This is a genomic window from Paenibacillus allorhizosphaerae, from assembly GCF_042659105.1.
GTDB classification, from domain to species: Bacteria; Bacillota; Bacilli; order Paenibacillales; family NBRC-103111; genus Paenibacillus_G; species Paenibacillus_G allorhizosphaerae.
The window spans coordinates 798,616-810,451 of sequence record NZ_JBHSRV010000002.1; the positions used below are offsets into that span (position 1 = coordinate 798,616).

Here is an 11,836-nt window from a genome sequence, read left to right on the forward strand (position 1 = left end):
GCGGATTGGGGGATAAAGCGATGAACCATCTTCTGGAAGTGCGGCATCTAAAAACGTCCTATCGGACCGAGCAGGGCGAGGTCACCCCGGTCGACGATGTCAGCTTTACGCTGAAAGAGGGGGAAACGCTCTGCATCGTCGGCGAATCGGGCTGTGGGAAAAGCGTGACGTCGCTGTCGATTCTCCGGCTGCTTGGACGCAATGGCTACATGAACAACGGCTCGATCGTATTTCAAGGGAAAGACCTTGCGTCTTTATCGGACCGTGAGCTTAACGCTTACCGGGGGAAAGACATCGCCATGGTGTTCCAGGATCCGATGTCGTCGCTCAATCCCGTATACACAATCGGCAACCAGCTTACGGAGCCGATCCGGCTCCACTTGCGGCTAGGCCGAAAGGAAGCATGGAACCATGCGGTCCGTCTGCTTAAGGAAGTCGGTTTTCCGCGGGCGGAAGGGGTGATGGATCAGTACCCGCATACGCTGTCCGGAGGAATGAAGCAGCGTGTCATGATCGCCATGGCGCTCGCTTGTAATCCGAAGCTGCTCGTCGCGGACGAACCGACGACCGCGCTGGACGTTACGATTCAAGCGCAAATTCTCGATTTGATGAAAAAAATTCGCAGCGAGCACGGGACTGCCATCATGCTGATCACCCATGATCTCGGCGTTGTAGCCGAAATGGCGGACCGCGTCATGGTCATGTATGCCGGACAGGTCGTGGAGGAAGCCGAGGTGCAGGAGTTGTTCGACCGCCCGATGCATCCATATACGGCAGGCTTGATGCAATCCATCCCGCATATTGAAATCGAGGATGAGGAGCTGCAGTCCATACCGGGCGCCGTTCCTTCCTTGCGGGATATGCCGCAAGGCTGCCGCTATCAAGCCCGGTGCCCGCTGGCGGCCGAACGCTGCATGGAAGCCCCGCCGCTCAAGGAGACCGGCAAAGGTCACATGGTTCGCTGTTGGTTCGCCGAAGAAGCGAGCGCATAGAACGGTTCATAGCATGAACGTCAAACCGGACGGGAAGAGGGGATGAATGATGCTGACGACGAAGATTGACGAAACGCCGGGCTTAAAGCCGTTGCTGCAGCTGGAAGGGATCAAAAAATATTATCCGATTAAGAAAGGGGTGTTCTCCAGAACGGTCGGTCACATCAAAGCGGTCGACGGCATCGACCTGGATGTGTACCCCGGCGAAACCGTCGGTCTTGTCGGCGAATCCGGCTGCGGCAAATCGACACTCGGCCGGAGCATACTGAAGCTTGAAGATTTGACGGAAGGCAGCGTCATGTTCCAGGGCCGCAATCTGGCTCAGCTTACCCAGTCGCAAATGCGATCGATGCGCAGCGACCTGCAGATGATTTTCCAGGACCCATATTCTTCGCTGAATCCCCGCAAGCGCATTGTCGAGCTGCTGACCGAACCGCTGAAGGTATTGTCGGGGCTTAACGATGCGGAAGCGGTCAAGCGGGCGTCGGAGCTGATGGAAATTGTCGGGCTTTCGCCGCAAAGCCTCGGGAAATATCCGCATGAATTTTCCGGCGGGCAGCGCCAGCGGATCGGCATTGCTAGAGCGGTCGGATTGCGTCCGAGGCTGATCGTTTGCGACGAGCCGGTATCGGCGCTTGACGTATCGATCCAGGCGCAAATATTGAACTTGCTTAAAGAGCTGCAGCGTTCGTTTCGCCTCACGTATTTGTTTATCGGCCACGGCCTCGGCTCGGTCAAATATATGAGCGACCGCATCGCTGTCATGTATTTGGGCAAAATCGTCGAGCTTGCGCCGACAAAACGGCTGTTTGCCATGCCGAGGCACCCGTACACGAATGCGCTGCTGGAGGCGTACCCCGTACCGAACCCCCGTCTGCGATACGCGGACCGCACCGTCCTTACGGGCGATGTGCCGAGTCCCGCTTCACCCCCGGCGGGCTGCCGGTTTCATACGCGCTGCAAGGTGGCGCAGTCGATTTGCCGGGAGCGGGAGCCGATGCTGACCGGAGGCGAGCATTTGGTCGCCTGTCATTTTCCGCTTGCCGAGGAGACGCCGCAATCGATGGGAGGGACTGCCTGTGGTTAATTACATCGTCCGCCGAATAATGATCGCCATTCCCGTGCTGCTCGGGGTTACTTTTTTGAATTTCATCCTTATCAACTTGGCTCCGGGAGACCCTGTCGATATGTATGTGAATCCGGACGTTTCCGAAGCGGATAAGCAGGTCCGAAGGGAAGCGCTCGGTCTCAACGATCCGTTCATGATCCGCTACGTCAAATGGCTGGCGAATTTGGTGCAAGGCGATCTCGGGCATTCGTTCAGCTCCTTTCAGCCTGTCGTGCAGTTGATTGGGGAACGGCTCATGCCGACGCTGATCTTGATGGGCTGCGCGATTGCGTTCGGATATTTGATTTCCATCCCGATCGGCATCTACTGCGCGGTGAAAGCAAACTCCAAATTCGATTATTTCATGTCGGCTGGGTCGTTTCTCGGCGTATCGATTCCGAGTTTTTTTCTGGGGCTTGGTCTGATTTACGTCTTCGGCGTGATGGTCGGCATCTTGCCGACCGGAGGGATGAATACCGTCGGCGGCGACGGAGGTTTCTGGGATCAGGCGCTGCATCTGGTACTGCCGACGGTAACGCTCGGCACTTCGATCGCCGGGGGAATGGTCCGCTATGTTCGTTCCAGCGTACTGGAAGTGCTGAATCAGGACTACTTGCGTACGGCCCGCGCAAAAGGAATTCGCGAATTTTTCGTAGTCAACAAGCATGCGCTTAAAAACGCCCTGATCCCCGTCATTACGATCGCCGGTCTCGATATTCCGATTCTGATCGGCGGGGCGGTCATAACGGAAAGCATCTTCCAATGGAACGGGATGGGGCAGCTGACGATTCAAGCGATTTTGTCGCGCGATTTCCCGCTCCTGATGGGCGTTAACATGCTGGCGGCATTGACGGTGCTTGCGGCCAATCTGTGGTCGGACGTCATGTATGCCGTCGTCGATCCGCGCATCAAATACAGCTAAAAAAGCAAAGGAGGGAGAGTTGCCGTATGTCCATGGATTTGCAGAAGGAAATGACCGCTCCGGAAGTGATCCCGGCGCTGCTTTCGCCCAAAGGCGAAGTATTCGAATCCGACAGCTACGCCAAAATGGTGGCCAGTCGGTTCCTGAAACACAAGATGGCCGTAGCCGGACTCGTTTCGTTCGTAGTGCTCGTGCTGACCGGGATATTCGCACCGCTTATCGCTCCATACGATCCGAATGCAATCGGCGGCGCGTTTTCCGCGGCTCCGTCGGCGCAGCATTGGCTCGGAACGGATCAGGTGGGTCGGGATGTGCTCAGCCGGCTGATTTATGCGACTCGCGTATCTTTGTCGGTAGGGGTGTTGGCGGTCGCGATTTATGTTATAGTGGGTACTATCATCGGCGCCGTCGCCGGCTATCTGGGCGGATGGGTCGATATGGTCATCAACCGGGTGATCGACGTCGTCATGTCCTTCCCGACGCTCATGGTCATCCTGGTGCTCGTAACCGTGCTCGGCACGGGATTATCCAATATTATTATCGTGCTCGCACTGCTCGGCTGGCCTCCGGTGGCGCGGCTGGTGCGGGGCAGCGTGCTGTCGCTCAGGCAGACCGAGTTCGTGAAAGCGGGCGTCGCGCTCGGGCTCAGTACGCCCCGGCTCATATTCGGCCACATTCTCCCTAACGCGATGGGGCCGATTCTGGTGAATGCAACGTTCGGAGCGGCAGCGGCGATCTTGTCGGAATCGTCGCTTAGTTTTCTCGGCATGGGCGTCCAGCCGCCGACGGCAAGCTGGGGGAATATGCTGGGTGCGGCCCAATCGATCACGGCGCTGACGAGCCAGCCGTGGCTGTGGATTCCGCCGGGTCTCGTCATTATCATATCGGTATTGTCCATCAATTTTATCGGCGACGGGATTCGCGATGCCATGGATCCGAAAAAATTGAATGTCTAGGCGTCGTTCCCGACCAAATCTAATGCAAACTGGTGATTAACGTGAATCGTCTCTCTTTAGTAAGCATTCCGCTGTTTCGGGCTTTGCCCCGCGACGCGCTTTTTTTTCTGGCGGCCAGCTTCGTCAATTCGACTGGCAAGGCGGTCATGTGGCCGCTGACGACGCTGTACGTTCATAACGTAATGGGCAAATCGTACGGCGAAGCGGGACTCGTCATTTTATATCAAGCGCTGTGCGGCATTCTCGGTGAATTTACCGGCGGAAATTTATATTACCGCATCGGTCCCAAACGGATGATTGCCGGTTCGTTCTTCGTCTCCTCCTGTACGATGTTTGCCATCGCGTTTACGCAGCAATGGTCGCTTTACTTGATGCTTGTATGCTTGCTCGGCTTCGCGAACGGCATCAGCATGCCGTCCATGAACGCGTACGTCGGCTTCCGCTGGAAGGAACACCGCCGTAAGCTGTACAATGTCATGTACGTGTGCAATAACGTCGGTTTGTCGATCGGTGCGATGGTTGGCGGCTTCGTCGCTTCGATTTCCTTCTCGCTGACGTACATGCTGACGGCAAGCTCCACGCTGCTGTTTACCGTGTTTCTGCTCGCGTTTATGAAAGAAGTGGATACGAAAGCGACCGGCTTGGAGGAGACGGACAAAGAAAGCTCTTCTGAGCCGCGAAACGAGAGCCGGCACCCCGTGCTTGTGCAAATGAACCGGTGGCAGCTGCTGCGAAATGTGCGGCTGTACTTGTTTATTTCGGCCGGGTCGATGTTTTTCTGGCTATCGTTTACCCAATGGGCGAACGGCGTGGCGCCGTATATCGACGAAAAAGGAATGGATCTTAAATATTACAGCTTGCTCTGGACGATTAACGGCATCGTCATATTGGCCGGCCAGCCGCTTACGAGCTGGATCAAAAGGCGGTTTGCCAAAGATATCGTCTGGCAAATGCTAGTCAGCGCGCTGTTTACCGTATCGGCGTTTTCGTTCATTTTGTTTTTCCACGAACATTATGCGTATTTGGCGATCGGCATGGTGCTGGCCACGTTAGGCGAAATGATGCTGCTGCCGGCGATTCCGACGTTCTTTTCCGAAAAAGCGGGCGTCCATTCGCCATTCTATATGGGGCTTGCCGGCGGCTTTGCCAATATGGGCCGAATGATCGGGCCGCTGGTGTTCGGGCATGCGTACGACTTATGGGGGATTTCCTCCGTATTCTTTTTCGGCACGATGGCTTCCATTGCTGCGCTGCTTATGTTTTACATTCATGCGAATATGAACAAAGATCCCGACCCGGTCCCGAAAGCGAAGTTAAGCACAATATCGCAATAGCAATCGGCATTCGGTGAAAGTTTGCAGTAGACGTGTGGGAGGGGTGCATCGCCTGTTGGACGATCTCGAGGCGATTGTGCTTGACACCGCATATTTGAAACCGTATAATTGCCAATAAATTGAATCCGTTTATAAAAGCTGTGAAGAGAAAGAGTACCTTGGCGACTTCTTTTACAGAGAGCTCCGGCCGGTGAAAAGGAGCAAAGAATACCCTTGGGAATATGGTCTCCGAGCCGCGCACCGAAACCTCATCCGGTTGTAGGCTGCGACGGAACCTGCACCCGTTACTGTGCTAGGGTATCACGCATAAAAGCGTCGTACCTGAAGAGGTGAATGCCGCGAGGCATGAATAAATTTGGGTGGTACCACGTGAGCGAAAACTCTCGTCCCTTAGTCGGGATTGGAGTTTTTTTTGTTTTTCTTTTTGCGTTTCAGCTTTGCTATCAATCGGAGGAGGCGGTTCGAATGGCGAATATTTTTATCGGCGGGGCATGGCCTTATGCGAACGGTTCACTGCATCTTGGGCGGGTGGCGAGCTTGCTGCCGGGAGACGTGTTAGCCCGCTACTTTCGGGCGAAAGGGGACAACGTATTGTACGTATCAGGGAGCGATTGCCACGGCACGCCGGTTGCGGTGCAGGCCATCCGCGAGGGGGTGGAACCGGGTCATATCGCCGGCCACTATCACCGCGAATTTGCCGACGGTTTTAAGCAGTTAGGGTTTACGTACGATTTGTATACCCGTACAGATCAGCGCTTCCATCATGAGGTCGTGCAGGAACTGTTTCGAAAGCTGCTGGAGCAAGGCTATTTGTATTCGAGAACCGTGCAGCAGACGTATTGCGAAACGGATGCGCGCTTTTTGCCGGACCGTTATGTGGAAGGCATATGTCCCGTGTGCGCAAAGCAGGCGCGAGGCGATCAGTGCGATCACTGCTCGACGCTTCTTGATCCTGCCGACTTGCTCGAGCGAACATGCGGCATTTGCGGCAACCCGCCGGTCGAACGGCCGACGGAGCATTATTACTTTGCGCTTTCCCGATTTCAGAATGAACTGGCCGGGTATGCAAGCCAGGCAGCTGCGGGCTGGAGGGAAAACGCCGTTCAGCTTACGAGGCGCTATTTGGAGGAAGGGCTGCGCGATCGGGCGGCCACCCGGGATTTATCATGGGGCGTAGACGTACCTTTGCCGGGATTCGAGCATAAAAAAATTTATGTATGGATCGAAGCGGTCAGCGGCTACTTGTCGGCTAGCAAGCAGTGGGCGTCGGAGACGGGCGGCCGATGGGAGCCTTTTTGGCTCGATGGGGAGAGGGATATTACCGCTTATTACGTGCACGGCAAAGACAATGTGCCTTTTCACACGCTCATTTGGCCCGCATTTCTGCTTGGGGCAGGGGGCCTGCATCTGCCTGATCGGATCATTTCTTGCGAATATATGACGCTGGAAGGGAAGAAATTCTCTACGAGCCGAAACTGGGCGGTTTGGCTGCCGTATATGCTGAGCCGGTACGAACCGGATTCGATCCGGTATTTTCTGATCGCGAACGGCCCGGAGAAGCGGATACTGATTTTTCGTGGAGGGAATTCATTCACAGCCACAACGGAGAACTGCTCGGCGCCTTCGGCAACTTCGTGAACCGCAGCCTCGCGTTTGCCGGCAAATCGTTCGAAAGCCGCGTTCCTGCGGGGAGCATGAACGAGGATTGGAAGAGCGCTCTGACCGAACTGTACCGCAAGGCCGGAGTCTTGATCGAAGACGGGCATTTGAAGGAAGCGCTGGAGCTGATATTCGCTCACGTGCGGCGGGCCAACAAGTATTTCGATGAACAAAAGCCGTGGATTCAGGTGAAACAAAACCGGGAAGCTTGCGCGCATACGTTGTTCACTTGCGTACAAATCATTGCGAACTTTGCTCAACTGCTTCATCCGTTCCTTCCGTTTTCCTGCGATAAAATAAGAACGTTTCTGTCGCTCGGCGAGCCGGGCTGGCATTGGACGGATGTTCCAGCAGGCCGTACCGTTCACAAGCTGGAATTGTTATTTGAACGTATTGACCTCAGTAGGATCGAAGAGGAAACAAAAGCATTGGGGAGAGGGGGAGAGCGTGAGCATTGACATGTTGGGAGTTGAAGCTTCTGTCGCTGCGCGTCAGTTCGTTACGATGGGCAGAGAACGAAGTGTTTTATGTGATCGGGCCCGGAAGGCTTCTTCGTTTTACGAACCGGGCCTTTTTCATAATGGGCACAAAAGGTCGAGATTGCATATATATTCCGCAGTTAAATGCTGGTACAATGGCGTAAGGAACGCAAAAGAGCGCGAGTATTGGAAAGCGCATACATATGCAGTTTTAATGAATATCACCGAATTGAAAAAGGGGGATACGATGGATGATACCGCGCTTCCATGAGGAGAGGGACTGGTTTTTAGAAAAAAGTTACGGGATGTTCGTACATTGAAGCTTATCGTGCGCTGGCATCGGACGTTCAAAGAGTCGTTTCATCAGGCGGAATCCGTTTCCGATCTGCTCCAATATAATGATATTTTGGCGACGCGCAAAGGCAACGATTTGTACCTGCATTTTTTAGTCGATCCGAAAGGGCCTGGCGTCGTATGGAAAAAGACGATACGTGATGGAGGATATGCGGATGTATAAAATGAAGAAGATGGTTCCGCTCGCATTGTTGTTTGCCGTTATTTTTACTTCCTGCTCGGCAAAGACCGCTGAAGAGAACGGGTGGCGAAGCGCGCTGTATCCGAAAGACTGGAAGCCGGGCGTTAAGGATGCGGAAGGACGGTTTCTGCATGACTTCTCTTACGCCGGCTATCGCATGGGCGAGACTCCGATTCCTTCCAACCCGCCGGGCAAAACATACAATGCGGTGACCTTCGGCGCCGATCCGACCGGACAAAACGATTCGACGGCGGCCATTCAAAAGGCGATTGACCAGGCGGGAGCCGCTGGAGGCGGCGTTGTGCTATTGCCGGCAGGCACGTACGGCGTCCGGCCAGACAAAGGCCGAGAGTGCGCGCTTTGCATCCGGCATAGCGGCGTCGTGCTGCGCGGTGAAGGCGCGCAATCGACCTTCATCCGCAACGATGAAACTTCGATGCGGAACAAGCGGGTCATCTCCGTCTTTCCGGCGGCAGGCGGTGATTGGCACAAACCGGCCGGCAAAAAAATACTTCTGACTCAGGATGTAATGGAGCCGACCCGGACCATTCCGGTTAGTTCCGTCGACGGGCTGAAAAAAGGCGAATATGTCGTCATACAATCGGAGGCGACCGGCGCGTTCATCGCCGAACACGGTATGTCCGGCAAATGGAACGACAGTCTGAAGGGCCCGACCTTCTACAGGCAGATCGTGGCGGTCGACGCCAAAGCCGGGACGATCACGGTCGACATCCCGACCCGGTATCCGCTCAAGCTTCGCGATCATGCCTCTGTGTACAAAGTGGCCCCGTCGATTGAAGAGGTCGGTATCGAGCGATTGTCGATCGGCATGCGGCAAAATCCGAAGGATGGCTGGGGCGATCTCGATTTCGATAAGGCCGGTACAGGCGCTTACGAGGTGCACGGCTCGAAGATGGTGCAGTTCCGCCATGCGCTGAACTCGTGGATGAACGAGGTCGAGTCGTATCGGCCGAAGGAAAATAAAGACGACATTCACACGTTATCCGATGCGGTGGAATTATATAAATCCCGTTCGATTACGATACGCAACAGCACTGTGCAAAATCCGCAATACAAAGGCGAAGGCGGCAACGGTTACGGATTCATTATGGCTGGAAGCGACAACCTGGTCATCGGCAGCAAGGCGGTCCATTCGCGGCACGGCTTTGACTTCAAAAGCATGTGGACCAGCGGCAACGTGCTGTATCGCAGCTCGTCGCAAGATCCGCGGCTGGCCAGCGATTTTCACATGCACTTGAGCATGGCCAATTTGTTCGACAACATGACGGCGGACGGCGATCTGTTCGAAGCCAAGTACCGTCCTTACGGCACGACGCTCCACGGTCAAACGACAACCCAATCGGTGTTCTGGAATACCAACGGGGTGAAATATATGAAAGGAAAATCGTTTATCGTCGAGTCGAAGCAATTCGGACACGGGTATGTGATCGGCACGAAAGGGCCGGCATCCGGCGTACTAACAAAAGTGCCGGCAGGCGACAATTCGTTGCCGGAAGATTTCGTGGAGGGGGTTGGGCAGGGCGATACGTTACTGCCTCAGTCATTATACGCAGATCAGCTGGCTAAACGCGGGTTCAAGTTGAAAGAGTAAGCGGATCGGCCACCGCATTACGGGCTTTCGCACCCCACACTTGCGGACTGGAGAAATCCGTCCATGTGAACGGTCAGAAGCAGGGGAATTCACGCCATGCGGCGGAATTCCTCTGCTTCTTGTTTGCTTCACGTTATAATCGTTCCAAGAAACTTACGGCCATTGAAGCGATCCGGCGATGGCCGGCCTCGTTCGGATGCAGTCCGTCCGAGGTCAGAAACGGCAGCGTCAGCTTGTTAAAGCCGCTTTCGGCATATAGGTCGAGTACGGGTAACGCATATTCGGCTGCGAGTTCGCGAACTGCTTCGACATAGTCCACCAGCCGGTGCCCCGCTTCGTTGGCACGGTAAATATCGAAGCCGTCCTTATCGCGATGGAGCGGGGTCCAAAGATTAAGCCGGCAGTCCGGATTGTTCGTTAATATCGATTCGATTAACGTCGCATAAGCGCCGTGAAACGTGTGCACGTCATCCCGCCGGCGCCGATTGCCCAGCGGTTTGGCCAACCGGTAGTCATTCACCCCGGCAAATACCGTCACGCAGTCGAGCGTGAAATCCATTTTTCGGGCCATATGGACCGTCGCTCCGTAATCCCGGTCTCCGCCAGCGGTGACCGGGCAGCCGCTTTGGCCGTAGTTGACCGTTCGGGCAAAGCCCAGCGCCTCGCTAACGATCGGCTGATACATATTCGCGGCCGTAATGCTGTCGCCGAGCGTTCCCCAGCTTTTGCCGCGCCATTTGGACGATTGGTGCATGGCTTGATCCGCGCCTCCTCATTTTTTCGCTTTATCCAGCTTCGCCGTTGCGATCGCCTGATTTATCTCTTCTTCAAACTGTCGGAGCACCGTGTTGGTGTCGGTTTTATTATTGATCATATCGCTGAACGTTTTGCCGAAATCTACGTTGACGTTCGTTAAGTTAGCGCCTCGCAGCGGAGAGGGCGGGGCATCTTTGTAATAATAGAAAGCGCCCGCATTTTTTCCTTTCATTTCCGGCACGTCTTGACCGAACGCTTTTTTTACGGCGGGATTCACCAGCGGAGTGCCCACGCCCTGCTTGGAAAGCATCGTCTGGACTTCTTCGGAAACGAGATATGAAACGACCTCGAACGCCTCATCCTTATATTTGGACGTTTGCGCGATAAACAAGGCGAGCGTCGCCGGCTTTAACCCGATGCCCGGCTTATCCTTCAAACTCGGCAGCGAAACGATATCCCAATTTAAATTCGGGTTCGACCTGGCCCAGCCGATCATGAGCGGATGACTTTCCAGAGCCATCGCAATATTGCCTTTGGCCGTCTCGGACGAAGGGACGAGCGCATTATCGGGAATTTCGTAGAACTGTTTCAAATTTTCGAACAATGTTTTCCATCCGTCCGAATTGACGACCGCTTTATCCTCTTTCGTATCCAGCGGGCTGAGCGAGAGCTGATTGTTCAGCATTAAATTGTTCGGCGTTGCGGTGAAGCCCATATACGTCGTACCTTGCTCGATGCGCGTCACTTTTTTCGCCAATTCATAGATTTCATCCCATGTCATGCCGTCTTTCGGATACGGGACGCCAAACTTATCGAATATATCTTTATTGTAAAACAAGGCATATCGGTTCATCGTAAACGGAAGCCCGTACAGTTTGCCCTCGCTGTTGGCGTTTTGCGTTTGCGCGAGAACGCTGGGCTCGATTTGCTGCAGGTTGAAGTTATATTTTTTAACGAGCTCCTGCAAATCGTAATGAAACCCATTCTGCATAATGCGGTCTACCGTAAAGCTAGCCGATTCGTAAATGATGTCGGGCAGCGTACCGGCGGCGATGAGATCCTTGTAGTCCATATTTTTTTGGTCACGGAGAATGAGATTGAACGTTATGTGAGGGAATTTCTTTTTGAGTGCGTCCATCATCCCTATATTATCAAAATTGAGTGCGCCGGGTTGACCGCTGAATATCGTTAAAGTGATCGGTTCTTTGCTTTTGTTCCCCGTTTCTTCAGTCTTCGGTGCCGGTTCCTGTCCGTTACTGCAGCCGAGCGCAATGAGCGATAAGATCAGCAGCGAAGCCACGGCTTTACTATACTTGTTTACCATACGTGAACCCCCGTTTCCCGACTTTTTAATTCAATAAATGATGACGCTTACATTATGCTGAATTGAAGTAACGTCTTCTTCTGCCTGCATGGTTTATGTTACAATGAAAATACAATAAATTATAGTTGTGTTTTTGTTGAATATATAAGCGAAAGGACC

At 54.1% G+C, this 11,836-nt stretch carries 10 protein-coding genes, 1 pseudogene and 1 other annotated feature; of the genes and pseudogenes, 9 read left to right on the plus strand and 2 right to left on the minus strand.

Going from position 1 to position 11,836, the window contains the following annotated elements; translation table 11 throughout:
* The first annotated feature begins 20 nt into the window (after positions 1–20).
* The 9 genes and pseudogenes from ACFQI7_RS12370 (at position 21) to ACFQI7_RS12410 (ending at position 9,597) form a co-directional block, all read left to right on the plus strand.
* The gene (locus ACFQI7_RS12370; RefSeq protein ID WP_218100546.1) at positions 21–992 is read left to right on the plus strand and encodes an ABC transporter ATP-binding protein; all 972 of its coding nucleotides are present in this window, start codon (positions 21–23) and stop codon (positions 990–992) included.
* 46 nt (positions 993–1,038) lie between these two features.
* Positions 1,039–2,079, plus strand: a complete 1,041-nt coding sequence (locus ACFQI7_RS12375) for an ABC transporter ATP-binding protein (protein WP_329958252.1) — start codon at positions 1,039–1,041, stop codon at positions 2,077–2,079.
* Positions 2,072–3,022, plus strand: coding sequence for an ABC transporter permease (locus ACFQI7_RS12380; protein ID WP_218100545.1), 951 nt, complete (start codon positions 2,072–2,074; stop codon positions 3,020–3,022). The genes ACFQI7_RS12375 and ACFQI7_RS12380 overlap by 8 nt, the downstream gene beginning before the upstream one ends.
* A 26-nt stretch (positions 3,023–3,048) precedes the next feature.
* Positions 3,049–3,978, plus strand: a complete 930-nt coding sequence (gene opp4C, locus ACFQI7_RS12385) for an oligopeptide ABC transporter permease (protein WP_377516838.1) — start codon at positions 3,049–3,051, stop codon at positions 3,976–3,978.
* A gap of 41 nt (positions 3,979–4,019) precedes the next feature.
* Positions 4,020–5,312: an MFS transporter gene (locus ACFQI7_RS12390; RefSeq protein ID WP_230415210.1), complete on the plus strand. Its 1,293-nt coding sequence runs from the start codon at positions 4,020–4,022 to the stop codon at positions 5,310–5,312.
* 131 nt (positions 5,313–5,443) lie between these two features.
* Positions 5,444–5,706 (plus strand) — a binding site (T-box leader).
* A 71-nt stretch (positions 5,707–5,777) separates the two neighbouring features.
* Positions 5,778–6,898: pseudogene (metG, locus tag ACFQI7_RS12395) on the plus strand (methionine--tRNA ligase); the annotation flags it as partial.
* Between the two features lie 48 nt (positions 6,899–6,946).
* Positions 6,947–7,429 (plus strand): class I tRNA ligase family protein, encoded by a 483-nt coding sequence (locus ACFQI7_RS12400; RefSeq protein ID WP_377516912.1) that lies wholly within the window; start codon positions 6,947–6,949, stop codon positions 7,427–7,429.
* A gap of 337 nt (positions 7,430–7,766) precedes the next feature.
* Complete coding sequence (locus ACFQI7_RS12405) at positions 7,767–7,967, plus strand: hypothetical protein (protein ID WP_218100544.1); 201 nt, start codon at positions 7,767–7,769, stop codon at positions 7,965–7,967.
* Complete coding sequence (locus tag ACFQI7_RS12410) at positions 7,960–9,597, plus strand: glycoside hydrolase family 55 protein (protein WP_218100543.1); 1,638 nt, start codon at positions 7,960–7,962, stop codon at positions 9,595–9,597. Before ACFQI7_RS12405 ends, ACFQI7_RS12410 begins: the two co-directional genes overlap by 8 nt.
* Positions 9,598–9,730: 133 nt before the next feature.
* On the opposite strand, the gene ACFQI7_RS12415 is transcribed toward ACFQI7_RS12410, so the two are convergent.
* Together ACFQI7_RS12415 and ACFQI7_RS12420 are read right to left on the minus strand one after the other, a co-directional pair.
* Entirely contained in the window at positions 9,731–10,351 is a 621-nt protein-coding gene (locus tag ACFQI7_RS12415) for an SGNH/GDSL hydrolase family protein (RefSeq protein WP_218100542.1), read from the minus strand.
* Positions 10,352–10,369: 18 nt separating this feature from the next.
* On the minus strand, positions 10,370–11,677 hold the full coding sequence (locus ACFQI7_RS12420; protein ID WP_218100541.1) for an ABC transporter substrate-binding protein: 1,308 nt from the start codon (positions 11,675–11,677) through the stop codon (positions 10,370–10,372).
* Between the last annotated feature and the right edge of the window lie 159 nt (positions 11,678–11,836).

Excerpts from the sequence above, each read along its gene's own strand:
- ACFQI7_RS12415 (WP_218100542.1), bottom strand. The coding sequence starts at position 10,351 with ATGCACCAATCGTCCAAATGGCGCGGCAAAAGCTGGGGAACGCTCGGC.
- ACFQI7_RS12370 (WP_218100546.1), top strand. The coding sequence starts at position 21 with ATGAACCATCTTCTGGAAGTGCGGCATCTAAAAACGTCCTATCGGACC.
- ACFQI7_RS12410 (WP_218100543.1), top strand. The coding sequence starts at position 7,960 with ATGTATAAAATGAAGAAGATGGTTCCGCTCGCATTGTTGTTTGCCGTT.
- ACFQI7_RS12375 (WP_329958252.1), top strand. The coding sequence starts at position 1,039 with ATGATGCTGACGACGAAGATTGACGAAACGCCGGGCTTAAAGCCGTTG.
- ACFQI7_RS12420 (WP_218100541.1), bottom strand. The coding sequence starts at position 11,677 with ATGGTAAACAAGTATAGTAAAGCCGTGGCTTCGCTGCTGATCTTATCG.
- opp4C (WP_377516838.1), top strand. The coding sequence starts at position 3,049 with ATGTCCATGGATTTGCAGAAGGAAATGACCGCTCCGGAAGTGATCCCG.